The sequence below is a fragment of the Parasaccharibacter sp. TMW2.1882 genome, assembly GCF_023337635.1.
In the GTDB taxonomy this organism is placed as follows: Bacteria; Pseudomonadota; Alphaproteobacteria; order Acetobacterales; family Acetobacteraceae; genus Bombella; species Bombella apis.
In genome coordinates, this window is the sequence record NZ_NWUT01000001.1 from 897,624 (window position 1) to 913,749 (window position 16,126).

The 16,126-nt window shown below is 61.2% G+C and carries 15 protein-coding genes and 1 pseudogene; 6 read left to right on the forward strand and 10 right to left on the reverse strand.

The window, feature by feature from the left end:
- Positions 1-17 precede the first annotated feature (17 nt).
- Genes rbfA through rimP form a run of 5 tightly spaced genes read right to left on the reverse strand, consistent with a single transcriptional unit; the run spans position 18 to position 6,016 of the window.
- Positions 18-461 carry a 30S ribosome-binding factor RbfA gene (gene rbfA, locus CO583_RS04090; protein ID WP_043560980.1) on the reverse strand — a complete coding sequence of 148 codons (444 nt, stop codon included), beginning with the start codon at positions 459-461 and terminating at the stop codon, positions 18-20.
- Positions 458-3,196, reverse strand: a complete 2,739-nt coding sequence (infB, locus tag CO583_RS04095) for a translation initiation factor IF-2 (RefSeq protein WP_154980974.1) — start codon at positions 3,194-3,196, stop codon at positions 458-460. The genes rbfA and infB overlap by 4 nt, the downstream gene beginning before the upstream one ends.
- Positions 3,197-3,212: 16 nt before the next feature.
- Entirely contained in the window at positions 3,213-3,878 is a 666-nt protein-coding gene (locus tag CO583_RS04100; RefSeq protein WP_227449778.1) for a DUF448 domain-containing protein, read from the reverse strand.
- Positions 3,853-5,394 carry a transcription termination factor NusA gene (gene nusA, locus CO583_RS04105; protein WP_043560987.1) on the reverse strand — a complete coding sequence of 514 codons (1,542 nt, stop codon included), beginning with the start codon at positions 5,392-5,394 and terminating at the stop codon, positions 3,853-3,855. The genes CO583_RS04100 and nusA overlap by 26 nt, the downstream gene beginning before the upstream one ends.
- A 34-nt stretch (positions 5,395-5,428) precedes the next feature.
- Positions 5,429-6,016 carry a ribosome maturation factor RimP gene (gene rimP, locus CO583_RS04110; RefSeq protein WP_081563379.1) on the reverse strand — a complete coding sequence of 196 codons (588 nt, stop codon included), beginning with the start codon at positions 6,014-6,016 and terminating at the stop codon, positions 5,429-5,431.
- A 261-nt stretch (positions 6,017-6,277) separates the two neighbouring features.
- Here rimP and CO583_RS04115 point away from each other — a divergent pair, with 261 nt between their 5' ends.
- The 3 genes from CO583_RS04115 to CO583_RS04125 all read left to right on the forward strand — a co-directional run bounded on the left by CO583_RS04115 (position 6,278) and on the right by CO583_RS04125 (position 9,158).
- On the forward strand, positions 6,278-6,859 hold the full coding sequence (locus CO583_RS04115; RefSeq protein ID WP_248630333.1) for a hypothetical protein: 582 nt from the start codon (positions 6,278-6,280) through the stop codon (positions 6,857-6,859).
- Positions 6,860-6,942: 83 nt separating this feature from the next.
- Positions 6,943-8,226, forward strand: a complete 1,284-nt coding sequence (locus tag CO583_RS04120) for an AAA family ATPase (protein WP_081563380.1) — start codon at positions 6,943-6,945, stop codon at positions 8,224-8,226.
- The gene (locus CO583_RS04125; RefSeq protein WP_248630332.1) at positions 8,223-9,158 is read left to right on the forward strand and encodes a hypothetical protein; all 936 of its coding nucleotides are present in this window, start codon (positions 8,223-8,225) and stop codon (positions 9,156-9,158) included. The genes CO583_RS04120 and CO583_RS04125 overlap by 4 nt, the downstream gene beginning before the upstream one ends.
- 8 nt (positions 9,159-9,166) lie before the next feature.
- Here CO583_RS04125 and CO583_RS04130 read toward each other — a convergent pair whose 3' ends face one another.
- Positions 9,167-10,687, reverse strand: a complete 1,521-nt coding sequence (locus CO583_RS04130) for an ABC transporter substrate-binding protein/permease (protein WP_052349215.1) — start codon at positions 10,685-10,687, stop codon at positions 9,167-9,169.
- Positions 10,688-10,755: 68 nt separating this feature from the next.
- Entirely contained in the window at positions 10,756-11,499 is a 744-nt protein-coding gene (locus CO583_RS04135) for an amino acid ABC transporter ATP-binding protein (RefSeq protein WP_052349171.1), read from the reverse strand.
- Positions 11,500-11,692: 193 nt separating this feature from the next.
- Here CO583_RS04135 and ccmA point away from each other — a divergent pair.
- A pseudogene (gene ccmA / locus CO583_RS04140) lies at positions 11,693-12,274 on the forward strand (heme ABC exporter ATP-binding protein CcmA); the annotation flags it as partial.
- 54 nt (positions 12,275-12,328) lie between these two features.
- Positions 12,329-13,033 carry a heme exporter protein CcmB gene (gene ccmB / locus CO583_RS04145; RefSeq protein ID WP_248630562.1) on the forward strand — a complete coding sequence of 235 codons (705 nt, stop codon included), beginning with the start codon at positions 12,329-12,331 and terminating at the stop codon, positions 13,031-13,033.
- A gap of 66 nt (positions 13,034-13,099) precedes the next feature.
- Here ccmB and accC read toward each other — a convergent pair whose 3' ends face one another.
- Genes accC through aroQ form a run of 3 tightly spaced genes read right to left on the reverse strand, consistent with a single transcriptional unit; the run spans position 13,100 to position 15,356 of the window.
- Entirely contained in the window at positions 13,100-14,455 is a 1,356-nt protein-coding gene (gene accC, locus CO583_RS04150; RefSeq protein ID WP_043560997.1) for an acetyl-CoA carboxylase biotin carboxylase subunit, read from the reverse strand.
- Positions 14,455-14,910, reverse strand: coding sequence for an acetyl-CoA carboxylase biotin carboxyl carrier protein subunit (locus CO583_RS04155; protein ID WP_043560999.1), 456 nt, complete (start codon positions 14,908-14,910; stop codon positions 14,455-14,457). Before CO583_RS04155 ends, accC begins: the two co-directional genes overlap by 1 nt.
- Entirely contained in the window at positions 14,907-15,356 is a 450-nt protein-coding gene (aroQ, locus tag CO583_RS04160) for a type II 3-dehydroquinate dehydratase (RefSeq protein WP_043561671.1), read from the reverse strand. Before aroQ ends, CO583_RS04155 begins: the two co-directional genes overlap by 4 nt.
- Before the next feature lie 174 nt (positions 15,357-15,530).
- Between aroQ and CO583_RS04165 the strand changes: the two genes are divergently transcribed.
- On the forward strand, positions 15,531-16,121 hold the full coding sequence (locus tag CO583_RS04165; RefSeq protein WP_248630331.1) for a septal ring lytic transglycosylase RlpA family protein: 591 nt from the start codon (positions 15,531-15,533) through the stop codon (positions 16,119-16,121).
- Positions 16,122-16,126 lie beyond the last annotated feature (5 nt).

Here is a 16,126-nt window from a genome sequence, read left to right on the forward strand (position 1 = left end):
AGTATTCTGGCCCGGCCTCAGTCTTCATCATCCAAAGCCTGGTCACGGTGCAGGTCCCGCTGGACCTCTGGCGAGCGCAGGATGCTCTCCACTTCCATCGCATGCTCCAGAGACGTATCAGGCTGAAAATGCAGCTCCGGCACTGTCCTCAGACGCAGGGCCGTGGAAAGACGTTTCCGCAGGAAAGAGGCCACACGCTTCAGAGCTGGCAGGACAGCCTCAACATCATCTCGCCCCAGACGTGTGACGAACACCGTTGCATGGCGCAGGTCCGGTGAAATACGGACCTCCGTTACCGTGATGGTCACACCATAGAGTTCCGGGTCGCGGAACTCCGTTCTGGCAAACAGTTCTGCGAGAACATGGCGGACCTCTTCAGCTACACGCAGCTGGCGGGTGCTTGGGCCGACGGCGCTTTCACCCGCCGGCCCGAGGAGGTCAAAGGAAGGCCGCGTCTTCAAGCCGGGATCTCTTCCATCTCATAGCATTCAACCACATCACCTTCCCGCAGGTCATTGTAACCGGCGAAGGAAAGGCCGCATTCATAATTATGAGCCACTTCACGGACATCATCCTTGAAGCGTTTCAGCTGGCTCAGCTCACCCTCATGAATGACGACGTTGTCACGCAGCAGGCGTACGCCACAGCCACGTTTGACAACACCCTCGGTGACGTAGCACCCGGCAACCTTGCCGACCTTGGTAATGTTGAAGACCTGACGGATCTCTGCATAACCAAGGAACTTCTCCCGATGCTTCGGTGCGATACGTCCTTTGACCAGCTTCTCCACATCATCAGAGACCTGATAGATGATGGAATAGTAGCGGATGTCCACACCATCACGCTGGGCCAGCTCACGGGCCTGAACGGTAGCCCGCACATTGAAAGCAATGATGACAGCATTGGACGCCTTGGCCAGCTGCACGTCACTTTCGGTGATCTGACCAACGCTGGCATTCAGCACCCGTACGGCCACTTCCTCATGGGAGAGCTTCTCCACCGTTGCCTGAATGGCTTCGGCAGAACCCTGCACGTCCGCCTTGACGATCAGGGCCACTTCCTTCTGCTCACCAGCCTGGATGCGGGCCAGCATCTGGTCCAGCGTACCACGGGCAGCAACCTGCATGGCGGTGGCCTTCTCCCGGGCCTTGCGCTGGCGGAACTCGCTGATCTCACGGGCACGGTTCTCGCTATCGACAACCACAAACGGCGCACCGGCATCCGGCACCCCGCTCATGCCCAGAATCTCGACCGGCACGGACGGTCCAGCCTTCTTGATCTGCTTGCCATGATCATCAAGCAGCGCACGGACACGACCCCAATGGGCTCCGGCCACCACGATGTCCGTCCGGTTGAGCGTCCCTTTCTGGACCAGCACCGTTGCCACGGAACCACGGCCACGATCCAGGCGGCTCTCGATGACGGCACCCTCGGCAATCCGGTTCGGATTCGCCTTCAGGTCAAGAATCTCGGCCTGAAGCAGGATGGCTTCCAGCAGACGGTCAAGACCATCACGCTTGAGGGCGGAGACCTCCACCTCCTGCGTGTCGCCACCCATGCTCTCCACCACGATCTCATGGTTCAGCAGCTCATTGCGGACACGGTCCGGATTGGCGCCAGGCTTGTCCATCTTGTTGATGGCCACGATGATCGGCGCATTGGCAGCCTTGGCATGTTTGATGGCCTCAATCGTCTGCGGCATCACACCATCATCAGCAGCCACCACCAGAACGACAATGTCCGTCACGGAAGCGCCACGGGCACGCATGGAGGTGAAGGCTTCATGGCCCGGTGTATCGATGAAGGTTACCTTCTGACCGGAAGCCACGGTTACCTGATAGGCACCGATATGCTGGGTGATCCCACCAGCCTCGCCATGAGCCACGTCTGTCGTGCGCAGGGCATCCAGCAGGGAGGTCTTGCCATGGTCTACATGGCCCATCACCGTCACGACCGGCGGACGGGGCTTCATGTCTTCCGGCTTGTCCTCAATGCCCTCGATGCCCAGCTCAACGTCACTGTCTGCCACACGCTTGATGCGATGGCCGAATTCACTCACGACAAGCTCGGCCGTATCACCATCGATGCTCTGAGCAGCCGTTGCCATGACGCCCATCTTCATCAGCATCTTGATGACCTCGCCCTGACGGGCAGCCATACGGTTGGCCAGTTCACCCACGGTGATGGTTTCCGGCACGGTCACGTCACGCACGACACGAACCTGATCGGAACGCAGGCGCTCCAGCTCGGCCTGACGGCGCTCGCGGTCACGCTGACGCCGGACGGAAGCCAGCGAACGGGTCTTGCCGTCATCACCTTCAATGGCGGCACGGACGTCAATACGGCCTGACCGACGGTCCTGACCACCCCCCCCGCTGCGGCGGGGCGAAGAACGGCGGGACGACGGAGAAGAACGCCGGGCGCCACCGGCACCGCCACGACGGGAAGGCCCTGCTCCCTCGTCATCGGCACCTCCCACGGCCCCAGTGCGTCCCCGCAGGTGCAGCGTCTCGCTGGCGTCATTGCTGGAACGGGCTGAAGAAGCCCGTGAAGACGCCGCCGTATTCAGCGGGCGGCTCGGCATGATGGCCCGCTCGGCCAGCGGACGCAGACGCTTGGTCGGCTCGGCCAGCTGCACACCCCCGGTCGTGGAACCCGTCAGCGGCGGCGGCACCTTCCGTTCAGCTTCCTGGCGACGGGCTGCAACTTCGGCCTTCTTGCGAACTTCTTCCTCGGCCGCACGGCTCCGGGCCTCTTCCTCTTCCTGGGCACGACGGCTTTCGGCCTCAGCCTTCTGCCGGGCCTCTTCCTCAGCAGCGGAACGGATACGGATCTTCTCGGCTTCCCGGCGGGCTTCCTCTTCTGCCTCACGCCGGGCAGCCTCTGCGGCGGCCTCAGCCAAAACGCGCTGGCGCTTTTCCTGCTCGGAAGCCGTCAGGCCACGGACACCAGCCGTGGCACGACCGCCACGCCCCCCTGCGGCCCCGCTTCTCTTGGGCTTGCGCACTTCAACCCGGACCTCCTTGGAGCGCCCATGGCTGAAGCTCTGTCTTACAGAGCCAGCCTCTACGGTCCGCCCCACGTCCTTGCGTCCTGCCGGACGCAGGGACAGGCGGCCGGAGCTCTTGCCCTGCCCTTCTTTTGGGGTGGTCCCCTTTGGAGTTCCGTTCTGGTTGCGCTCGTTGCCGTCGCTCATAATTTCTGCCTGTTCCTTACTGCCCTACCGTATCAGGGCCCGGGAGCGTGCCTTCGGCCACCCCCGCAAATCTCTTATATTCTGCCTTCAGCCGCTCTGCCAGAGCGCCAGGAGCCATCACGGCATAAACCGCACGCTCCCTCCCGAAGGACGCTGCCAGGATATCCCCCGGCACCCAGACCACCGGCAGCTCCCGCTGGCCTGACAGCAGACGGGCCACCTCATCCTGGCTCGCACCTGCTGCACAAATGACAACCCCGACTCTGCCAGCAACGATCCGTTCCCGACACTTCTGGAACCCACAGACCGCCTCACCAGCGCGTCGGCCCAGACTGATACCATCCAGAAGGCGCTTTGCCAAACCATCCCTGAGAGACTCCACAAGCCCCACAGGCACGTCCACCTTCTGCCGCGCCGCCCGGGAGAAGGCCCGAGCCAGCTGTCCATCTTCCAGAACAGCCCTGTCCGCCTGCACCCACATGCCACGCCCGGGCAGCCGGGCGGCAAGGTCCGCCACGATCTGGCCATCGGGCCCGACGACAAACCGTATCATGTGACACGGCTCACCATGTGTGCGGCTGATCAGACAGCGCCGCCGGGATGAGGCACGACGCCCCCGCCCGGACGGGCCATCATCCACATCGGGGATATGATCCTCAGTCGTGACCCGAGTCTCCTTCACCAGCTCCCTCGTCACCCTCAAACCAGTGGGCACGAGCGGCCATGATGATCTCATTAGCCTCGGCTTCCTCAAGTGGCTCATCACCACCCAGAAGCTCGATCAGCTCATCGGCAGCGAGGTCGGCCAGGTCATCCAGCGTCCTGATCCCCTTCTCCCCGAGTTCAACCAGAACCTGGAGGGAGAAGACACCAAGATTGACCAGATCATCACTGACACCCAGCTCACGACGCCGCTCATCCAGCGCCTGCTCACGACTGGCCAGATAATTGTTGGCACGGTTCATCAGCTCTTCGGCCACTGCCTCATCGAAACCTTCAATGTCGTGCAGCTCTGCCGGGTCGGCATAGGCCAGGTCCTCGATGGTATGATAGCCCTCAGTTACCAGCAGTCCAGCAATGACGTCGTCCACATCCAGCTCATTGACGAACTGGCTGGTCCGCTTGCGGAACTCTTCCTGACGGCGTTCCGATTCCTCAGCTTCGGTCAGGATGTCGATGTCCCAGCGGGTCAGCTGGCTGGCAAGGCGAACATTCTGCCCACGCCGACCAATGGCCAGTGAGAGCTGCTCATCCGGCACCACGACCTCGACCCGGCCGGCATCCTCATCCATCACCACCTTGGTCACCTCAGCAGGCGCCAGGGCATTCACCACGAAGGTAGCCGCATGGGGACTCCAGGGGATGATGTCGATCTTCTCCCCCTGAAGTTCCGCCACAACAGCCTGCACACGGGACCCACGCATACCCACGCAGGCACCGACCGGATCGATGGAGGCATCACGGGACTCGACAGCCATCTTGGCACGGGAACCCGGATCACGGGCCACGGCCTTGATCTCGATGATCCCGTCATAGATTTCCGGCACTTCCTGCGCAAACAGTTTGGCCAGGAAGCCCGGATGGGTACGGGAGAGGAAAATCTGCGGCCCGCGGGGCTCGTCACGCACATCGTAAATGTAGGCGCGAATGCGGTCGGAGTTGCGGAACTCCTCACGGGGGATCATTTCGTCACGACGCAGCAGCCCTTCGGCCTGACCGCCCAGCTCCACCATAAGGTTGCCGTATTCGGTCTGCTTGAGCGTCCCGTTGATGATCTCACCCACACGGTCCTTGAACTCGTCATACTGGCGTTTGCGCTCATACTCACGCACACGCTGGACGATCACCTGTTTGGCTGTCTGCGCCGCAATACGGCCGAAATCGATCGGCGGCAGAGGATCGACGATAAACTCACCTTCCTGGATCTCAGGCCGGAATTTCCGGGCGATCTTCAGGGGAATCTGGGCATCCTCATTTTCCACAACCTCGACGGCTTCCGTCCAGCGGCTCAGCCGGACCTCTCCCGTCTTGCGGTCGATCGTGGCACGGATGTCCTTCTCATGCCCATATTTCGCACGGCCAGCCTTCTGGATGGCCTGCTCCATGGCTTCGAGCACCTGCTCACGATCAATATTCTTTTCCCTTGAGACCGCATCAGCGACCAGAAGCAGCTCAGGACGGGTAACAGATGTGTCCATCAGATCGGACCTCCAACCAGCATAAGACGGGTCATCAGTTTTTCTTCCCCGGCTTTTTGGGTTTCAGCTTTGGCGCCCGGCGGGTCCTGCCATCGGCCTCGGCTTCGTCTTCCTGCGCCACGCCTGCCAGCGCAGCACTTGCCTCAATCAGCTCATCCGTCAGGACCAGCCGTGCCTTGCGCATGTCATCCAGCGGCAGGGCCACTTCCTGCCCGTCATCCAGACGAAGCAGGCCAAGCCCGTCACGCTCGCCAAGGACAATACCGGCAAAACGCTTGCGACCATCCAGCGGAACCTCCAGCTCCACCTTGGCCAGATGCCCGGCAAAACGTTCCCAGTCCTTCGCCCGGGTCAACGGACGGTCGATCCCGGCAGAGGAAACCTCCAGCATCCATGCCCCTGGTATCGGGTCATCCACATCCAGCACAGCGCCCACTGCGTGGCTGATCTGCTCGCAGTCATCAACACTGATGAGCGAGCCATCGGCACGGTCGGCCATGACCTGGACGGTCGGTGTCTCATGCCCGAGAACCGAGAGGCGTACCAGCTCGTACCCCATGTCGGCCAGAGTCGGGGCAATCCTGTCCGCAATGCGTGCTTCCAGCCCGCTCAGACGGCGGATACCATGGGAGCTTTCACCCTCATGAAACGGAGCGGATGGACCGGACTGGTCCGACGATGTGGAAAAATGATCCAAAACAAAAAAGGCGGCCCGTCAGGGCCACCCCCCAAAAGAGCGGAAAGTGAAAACATCTCCCTGATACGACAGAGCCACACCCAATGCAAGCACTTCCAGCCCGCAACTGCTCGACAGGGAAAAGATGAAAGAAACGCCATTCTGCCTTCCTGCCCTTATGGTATATGGTGATGCGAAATGACAGCCATGAACCAGCCTTCCCCCTCTCCCGAACCACAGAAACAGCCTCTCTGGCGCCCCGTGGCCGTGGTTGCGGCCGTTGTGGGACTGGGGGGCGCCCTTCTGGCATGGCATGGCCAGCCATCTCCGCACGATGCCGCCCAGCCAACACCACAACCCCAGGCGGCGGAACAGGCCATTCCCATGGCGGCAGGCTCACTCCCGCTCTCCATGCTTCCCCCAGATGATGCAGCCCGGGCCATTGCCCGCAGCACAATCCCTGCCCAGCAGAAACCTGCCCTTCTGGCCGCACTCAAGGACAACCGCATCCGGCTGGCAGCCCTCCCCCTGGCCGATGCGGCAGGCCATGCGGGACAGATGCTGACCGTAAGCAGCAGTGGCATCAGCCAGCAGATCATCCTCGGCCCCAGAGCACAGGCCGTGCTGCTCCCCATCGCCCGGGAAGGCATCGTCACACTGACACGCACCAGTCCAGCAGGCATGGGCCCCGTATCCATTGCAACGCTGGACATGTTCCATAATGTCGTGGTCCTGCCTCCCCTTACCCCTGCCAACCCTTCCTTCGCCATCCCGGTGGTTGTCCAGTAGCTGTCAGGAAAAGGACTTGACCCCATCCCGGCCTGCCAGTGAAAACAGGGGGTTCCCCTCCCGGCAGGATGCAGAAGCCCATGATGAAATCCCTGATCCCCTGGCTCTCCCGCATGATGCCCCTGATGATGGCGGCCTTCCTGATACTGGCGGCTGTCCAGCTGGCTCTCATGGTCCATCTCTCCCCCACGGCGCTGCTGCATGCGCTGCTCGTTGCTGCCAACTGGGCCCGCCCCGGCTATCTTCCCGCCGGGATCGCCGGGCTTGCCCTCTCTCTTGCCGGGGTGTTCTACTGTCTCTCGTCCGACCGTCTGGCCCGCCGTGGCCTGCGCCACAGAAAGAGTCTTCTCATGGATGTTCTCAGCCGTCTGACCAACCGCACCGCTCTGGAGGAAATGCTGGCACGCCAGCAGCGTGAGAGTGCCATCAATGCTGAGGAGCTGGCCGCTGCCCTGCGTGCCCGTGTCATCGGGCAGGACCAGGTCTGCGAGGATATTGCCCAGCAGCTGCGCCGTCGGCTGGCTCTCCAGAACCGTGACCGTCCCGTCGGGGTCTTCCTCCTTGCTGGGCCGCCCGGTACCGGCAAGACCTATCTGGCCAAGCAGATTGCCAACCAGACGGAACGCCCGCTGCTGCATTTCGACATGACCCAGATGTCCAGCCCGCATGCTGCCACACAGCTTTTCGGCTCTCCCAAAGGCTATGTTGGGTCTGACACGTTCGGGCGGCTGACAGGTGGCCTGAAGGAAAATCCCGATGCCGTCGTCCTGCTGGATGAGATCGAAAAGGCCCACCCGGACGTCTTCAAGAAATTCCTTACGGCCTGGAATGACGGCCATGTAACGGAAGCCTCCACCAACGAGCTGGTACCAACCACACGGGCCATCTTTGTTCTGACATCAAACATTGCCACGGATGCTCTCAGCGCCATTGCGGACAGGCTGGCTGACGAGCCCGAGAAAATGCGGGCCGAATCGACCGAAGCCCTGCGTCGGGCCGGGTTTGCGCCGGAGGTCCTGAACAGGCTGGACCGCATCTTCGTGTTCCGTGCGCTGCGGGGGCTGGACCTCGCCCGTGTGGCTGCTCTGGAAATCGAGCAGATGATCCGTGGCTACGGGCTGAATGTTGAAGCCGGTGGCATCGACCCTGCCCTTCTCTTCGAAATCCTTCAGCGCCAGCAGAAACTGGGCAGCATGGCCAGTGCCCGGGATATTCTCCGATCCATTGAAGACATGATCAGCGACAGCCTCATCACGGCCCGCCAGCAGGGACGCACCCATGTCCACCTCGTCATGGAAGGAGAAGGACGCATCCGGGCTGAAACAAGCGAAGAGCCTCAGGAAAGAATGAACAAGGCCAGCCTGTGAAGCATCTCCTCCGTACCTGCATCTCCCTCTGGAAGCAGGCCCCCCTGTGGCGCCTCTCCTTCATGATCGGGCTTGGCGGGCTGGTGATGGCAGCCTTTTTCCCAACCCCCTGGCTGAAAAAACAGGCTCCCTGGCTCCCCGGCATGGCGCCGGCAGCAACGCACGCTCCTCACGATTCAGCTCATGCAGACAGCGGCCCGGGCGATGCTGACAACGCACCCTCCGGGCCGATGCCGGTGCATCTGCAATATCCCAGCATGTCTGAGATTGTACGGGATCGTGTTATCCTGGGTGGCCATACCATTCCTCTACCCAAAGGAGAGTGGCACCCCATTCTCTCCGCCCAGATCAGCAACGAGTCCCCCCTCTCTTTTCTGGCTCTTGTCCGTACACATCAGGGGGCCATTACCGGCCTCATCATCGCCCAGGCAACCCAGCAGCCCATTGCTCTGGACCGGGCTGGGAACGTGACGGGCATCTGCCATGATGACCGCAACTTCCTCAATCACAGCCTGCCGGTCTCTCCAGCAGGAGAAGACTGCATCGGCTCTGGTACTGTGGTGATACAGGGCAATGATGTCAGCACCAATCCACTCATCAACCAGTCCATCGCCCGCTTGCAGGCCCTCGGCGTCACGCCCATCCCCCCCCTGTTTCTGGCTGTCCAATGGCGACACGTCGCTACCACGACGGATGGTCAGGCCCAGGTTGGCCTTGTGGACACGCTGATTCCACCACTGGACCAGCAGACCCACCAGCTGCTTGCCCCCATTCCCGTCTGGTCCAGGGATGCGCTGTCACCCTACCCCGAGGCCAGAACATTCCTGACCAGGATGCGCAGCTGGGCGCTGGAGTGGCAGAAGGCCCTGCAGCTGGGGTTCGGGAACCAGTTGCAGGGTCACACCCCGCCACCGGACCCGCTGATCCCCTGATGGGGCCTTCAGTGATGCCCCTTGGCGACGACGCGCCCCATGCGCTTCTCCGCCATGCGGGCGAGGCGCACAAAAGGCAGGCCAACCAGAAGATAGGCCAGACCGACCATGAGCCCCGTGCCGATATAGTCATAATAGGTTGACGAGAGACGGATATAGGTCTGGCTCAGCTCTGTCAGCGTGATGACGGAAACGAGGGAACTGTCCTTGAGCAGGGCAATGAAATCGTTCGTCATGACGGGTACGACCGTGCGGAAGGCCTGCGGAACGATCACGAGCCGGAGGGCCTGCATGTGGGTCATGTTCAGGGCGATGGCCGCTTCCATCTGTCCACGGGGAACAGAAAGCAGCCCCGCCCGGTAATTTTCCGCCTCATAGGCCGCATAATTCAACCCCAGCGACAGCACGCCCGCCGCAAAAGGCGACAGACGCAGACCAAAAGCAGGCAGTCCATAGAAAATGAACAGCACCTGTATCAGCAACGGCGTGCCCCGCACGATCTCCACATACAGCCCGGCCAGCCAGCGTAACGGTGCCACCCCGTAGGCCCGGGCCAGAGCCAGCACCAGCCCCATCGCCACGGCAAGCACCATCGCCAGAGCCGACACGCCCAGCGTCATCAACGCCCCGCTGCCTATCAGAGGCAGAAAACTGACATAACGGTGGACCATGGCCTGCACGCTGCTGCCGGACATCCGCTCCATCGTCTGGCGGTAATCCACCCAGGCCGTTGGCTGGACTGTTGAGAGAGTCTGATCCCCCGTGTAATCGGCCATCTGCGGCGTCCAGAGATTCCAGCGGGCCAGAATCTGATGCAGGGTGCCATCGCTCATGAGATCACCCAGAACGGAATCCACAGCATCACGCAGGCCGGGATTGTTCTTAGGGAAGGCAATTCCATAAGCCACACGACCGATCGGCGGCCCAACGAGCTTCAGATCATCCGACCGGTAATAAAGGGCAATAGGCTCATCAATCAGAATGGCATCAAGACGTCCGTTCTTCAGGTCAGAAAACAGATTTGTCTCTTCATCATAAGAGCGCACATTGGCCGGATCGTGATCCAGCAGAAGACGCTCGGCAGCCGTGCTCTTGATGGTCCCGACCACATGGCCTTTCAGGGCATCAAGCGTGTCCAGCCCTTTTTCATCATTCCGCAGGACAATCCGATCCACCGTCACATAATAGGGCCGGGAAAAAAGCACGGCAGCCTTATGCTCCGGCGTCATCTCGATACCATCAATGACCAGGGCATACAGGTCCCGTGAGAGGCCGGGGATCAGCCCGTCCCAGCCATTCTGTACGAAACGCCCATGCCGTCCCATCCGGGCGCTGATGGTCTGCATCAGGTCATATTCAAAACCTGTCATCCGCCCTTCATGGGCTGGATCGTGAAAGACGTAAGGCACGTTGGCCTCTCCGTCCGACGCCCAGGGAAGGTCCCTGTCATCCGTAGCACCAGGAACCCGCAGGGAAGCTACTGCTGGAGTACCGCCTTCAGCCCAGGCAGGAGCGGACAGACCTGCCATACCCCACAGCCCGAACAGGGCCAGAGCCAGCGCAAACATCACACGCTTCATCACCGTGCCCCCATTCATCAAAGGAGTGTCCGCAGGAAACGCCGGGTTCCTGCCTCACGCGGGTTGGCGAACATCACATCGGGGTCGCCACTTTCCACAATCTGTCCAGCTTCCATGAACAGCACACGGTCCGAGGCCGCCCGGGCGAAACGCATGTCGTGCGTCACGACGAGCTGGGTCATACCCTCCGCATCCAGCGCCCGCATGACGGACAGCACCTCTTCGGAAAGTTCCGGGTCCAGAGCGGATGTCGGCTCATCATACAGCATGACGGAAGGCTTCATCGCCAGAGCCCGGGCAATGGCCGCACGCTGCTGCTGCCCGCCGGACAGACGGTCCGGGTAACGGTTCTTCACGGCGGCAAGGCCAACCTTCTCCAGCAGTTCGCAGGCAACATGCTTCGCCTGCGTCTCACTCATGCGTTTGACCTGCATGGGGGCCAGCATGACGTTCTCCAGCACCGTGCGATGTGGAAACAGGTTGAAGGACTGGAAGACCATGCCCACATGGCTGCGCAGACGGTGGGCCTGAACCTCGTCCGCACGACGCCATGAGCCCGTACTGGCCACGGTCACATCCTCAACCCGCACCTCTCCGGCATCAGGATGTTCCAGAAAATTGAGACAGCGGAGGAACGTTGATTTCCCACAGCCGGACGGCCCGATGATGGAAATCAGCTCCCCACGTTCCACTTCCAGAGAAATTCCCCGCAGAATTTCATTCCCGGCGAAAGACTTGGCGATACCGGTCGCCTTCAGCACCCAGTCAGTCAGTTCCGAACATCCTCCTGCACGCTACAACATGGACAACCATCCTGTAGTCATTCACCATGCGCTTTCTTAACCATAACCACCCTTCAAGCAAAACATCCTTTTCTGTATTTTCCACCCGGAAGGGCATATTTTTCTCCCGGACCTTCCCCAGGCCCCTTCCAGCTCCACATGAAACATCACCATGGCCTCCAGCACCTCATGCCCGCCTGCCTCTCCACCACAATCCCTTCTCCGGCTGGATCATGTCCGGCTGGAGCGGGCAGGACGCTGTCTGGTCCCTGATCTCTCCCTGAACCTCGCTACCGGTGATGCCCTCCTCCTTACCGGGCCAAATGGTACGGGCAAGTCATCACTTCTGCGGCTGATGGCAGGGCTGTGTCCCCCTGCTGGAGGCACAGTGACCCGCCGGGCCGACATTGCCTGGCTTGGCCCTGCTGACGCCCTGAAATCCACCCTGACGGTCGAGCAGAATCTCTGTCTCTTCATGCCCCATGGGACAGAAACCATCCATGCTGCCCTGAAGCGTCTGGCGCTGGCCCATCTTCTGGACTGCCCTGTCCGCCTGCTCTCGCTGGGGCAGAAACGTCGTGTAGCCCTGAGCCGCCTGCTGCTCCTTCCCGATGCCCGGCTGTGGCTGCTGGATGAGCCTGCCAATGGTCTGGATGCTGCCAGCCTTGCCCTGCTGGAGACCCTGCTGGCAGAGCATCGTGCCCGTGGGGGGGCCGTGGCCATTGCCTCCCATGCGCCACTATCCCTACCGGGCAGCCAGCACCTCACACCCGGCATGGTGGCACCATCCATCACGCCAGACATGGCCATGCAAACCCCGCCAGTGCATGAGGAGCCAGCCTCGAAAAAGACCCTTCATCCATTGCTCCTGCATCTGCGCCGGGAGCTGCATCTGGCCCGCCTGAACGGTGCCGAAACCGTAGGGGGGCTGCTGTTCCTGACAGTCTGCAGCACACTTTTTCCTCTTGCCCTCGGCCCCACCCCCGCCCTGCTCCAGCAGACCGGCCCGGCCATTCTGTGGGTCTGTACCCTGCTGGCCTCACTCCTGCCGCTGGAGCGCCTCTATGATGAAGATGCGGAAGACGGATCACTGGACATGCTCCAGATCACCCTGCACCCTGCCTTCATTGCGCTGGGGAAAATGTTCGCCCACTGGGTGACAGGTGGACTGCCCATCCTGCTGGCCACCCCTCTGCTGGCCCTGTTCTTCCAGCTGCCAGCCCATAACCTGACGGTGCTCATGCTCAGCCTTACTCTGGGCAGCCTGACCCTCTCTCTCACAGGGGGCATGACAGCGGCCATAACACTGGGAGCACGCCGCAACAGCCTTCTGCTCCCCGTGCTGACACTGCCGCTGATGACTCCTGGTCTCATCTTCGGCACACTGGCCTGCACCACCCCGACAGGAACAGCCTGTACGACCAATCTGAGCCTTCTGGCGGCCCTTTTCCTTCTGGCCCTGCCGGGCTGCCCCCTCATCGCTGGAGCCAGCCTGAAAGAAGCACGGGGCTGACCATAAAAAAAGCCGCTCCCTGCTACGGGAACGGCTTTCTGAACGGACAGGCCGAAGCAGAAATCTTCAGGCTTTATCGGCCTGAAGTTTCGCCACGAAATTCTCCAGCCAGTGAATGGTATATTCACCCTTCTGGAACTCCGGGTCTGCCAGAATTTTCTGATGCAAAGGAATGACCGTCTTCACCCCCTCCACAACACACTCCGTCAGGGCCCGCTGCATGCGGCTGATGGCTAGCGCACGGGTGGGAGCATGAACGATCAGCTTGGCAATCATGCTGTCGTAATAGGGAGGCACCCTGTAACCGGCAAAGAGCGCACTGTCCATACGGACACCAAGACCACCGGGAGCATGGAACACCTTGACCGTCCCCGGGTTGGGCGCAAAGGTTTCCGGGTCCTCGGCGTTGATGCGGCACTCGATGGCATGGCCGTTCATCACGATGTCTTCCTGCCGGTAGCTCAGCTTTTCACCAGCGGCCACACGGATCTGCTCCCGCACGAGGTCCACATCGCAGACCATTTCCGTCACCGGATGTTCCACCTGAAGGCGGGTATTCATCTCAATGAAGCAGAACTGCCCGTCCTGATACAGGAACTCGAGCGTACCGGCATTGCGATACCCCATGCGTGACAGGGCATCCGTAACTGTTTTGCCAATCTCGTTGCGCTGCTCTGGCGTGATGACGGGGGAACCGGCTTCCTCCAGCAGCTTCTGATGGCGACGCTGGAGGGAGCAGTCACGCTCCCCGAAATGCACGACATTGCCGTGCGTGTCACCCATGATCTGAAGCTCGATATGACGGGGCTTGTCGAGATATTTCTCCAGATAGACCTCGTCATTGCCAAAAGCGGCACGGGCTTCCGTCCGGGCCACGCTCCAGGCTTCCTCCAGCTCATCAGCGGTCTGGGCCACCTTCATGCCACGACCACCACCACCGGCAGCGGCCTTGATGAGCACCGGATACCCGACACGGGCCGCAACTTCCCGGGCCTCGTCCAGGCTCCGCAGGGCCCCGTCCGACCCGGGCACCAGCGGCACGCCGAGGGCCTCCATGGTCGTTTTGGCGGTGATCTTGTCACCCATCATGCGGATGTGCTCGGCTGTCGGGCCAATGAAGGCGATGCCGTGCTCCTCCACCGTTTCGGCGAATTCCGCATTTTCGGAAAGGAAGCCATAGCCCGGATGGATGGCCTCTGCTCCGGTGATGGTGGCGGCAGAAAGAATAGCCGCCACATTCAGGTAAGAATCACGGGAGCTTGGCGGCCCGATGCAGACAGCCTCATCGGCCAGACGCACATGCATGGCGTCAGCATCTGCCGTGGAATGCACCGCCACCGTCTTGATGCCCATCTCCCGGCAGGCGCGCAGCACCCGCAGGGCAATCTCGCCACGATTGGCTATCAGGATCTTGGAAAACATCACTCGATGATCGCCAATGTTGCCCCGAATTCAACCGGATCGCCAGATGCCACGCAGTAGCGGACCAGCTTGCCTGCACGCGGTGCCTTGATCTGGTTGAAGGTCTTCATCGCCTCGATGAGCATGATGGTCTGCCCGGCAGCGACCTGGCCTCCTTCCTGCACGAACGGAGGGGAGGAGGGGTCCGGTGTCAGATAGGCCACGCCCACCATCGGGCTGGGAACAGCGCCAGGATGGGATGACGGGTCTGCCGGGGCCACGGCCTCTTCCGCCACGGGGGCGGGAGCCGCAGCAGGAGCAGCGGCCACGGGAGCAGCCGCAGCCTGTACGGTCACATTCCGGGCAACACGAAGGCGGCTGTCGCCTTCGGAAACTTCAATCTCGGTCAGGCCTGTATCCGTCAGGATATCGGCCAGTGCCCGAATGGCCTCCTTGTCCACGAGCATACGGCTCATCCTTCATCCTCAATCATATCTGCCACCGCCTGGAGAGCATGGGCATACCCGCGTATCCCCAGCCCGCAGATGACTCCACGGGCTGCCTGTGAAACATACGTGTGATGACGAAATGCTTCCCGGCGATGAATGTTAGACATATGCACCTCAATCACTGGCAGCTCAACAGCCAGCAGCGCATCAAGCAAAGCAATCGATGTGTGCCCATAGGCCGCAGGATTTATGACAATACCGCTTGCACGGCCCCGGCATTCCTGCACCCATGACACAAGCTCCCCCTCGCCATTGGTCTGGCGGAAGTCGATCGTCACATCGAGCCGCTCCGCAGCCTGAAGGCACAGCTGCTCCACATCATCCAGTGTGGCTTCGCCGTAAATCTCAGGCTGCCGCAGCCCCAGCATATTCAGGTTCGGTCCGTTCAGGACAACAATAAGAGGTCGCTTCATCCGAACGGCTGATAGCACCTTCATCTTCATCAGGTAAAGCCACTTCTTTTACAGTCTGGCACCGCAATCTTCATATGTTATCCAATAGTTTACAATCATCTGGACGCCCACGCTGGCCCATCTGTTCAAGTTGTGACACACTCGGGATGACCATCAACAATATCCGTGGGTAACATGAAGGCACACACACCTTTCCCTGCTTCCATGGAAGCTGTCGTCCCTCATGGGCGGAACAGGCGGTTCCCCTTCACAACCTCTACCCTGCCGGGTCTGATCATTCTTGCATGTCTGGGGCATATCGCCTCCAGCCCATCCGCTCTGGCGGCCGGGATGTCATCAGACGTGGAGAAGACGGAAGAAGCTGCACTCCCTCCCACGCAAAGCGGGCTGGCCAGCTGGTATGGCGGCAAAAAGCTGATCGGAAAACGGACTGCCAGCGGCGAACGCTTCAGCCCCGATGCGCTGACGGCCGCCCATCCGTCCCTCCCTCTGGGAACGAAACTGCTGGTCCATTCATCCGTCACGGGCCGATCTGTCATCGTGAGGGTCAATGACCGCGGGCCAGCCGACAGCGACCGCATCATCGACCTCTCGCAGGGGGCTGCGGCCAGCCTGGGAATCATGAATCACGGTGTCAGCCACATCACCATAACGGTCCTTCCCCGCCGCCGCTCCCGTTTCCGCCACCCTACCGACATGCACGAGATTCTTCAGGACCAGGCCCGTCAGGCCGAAAAAATCGCACAGGACAGCCCGCTCCGGTAACCGGC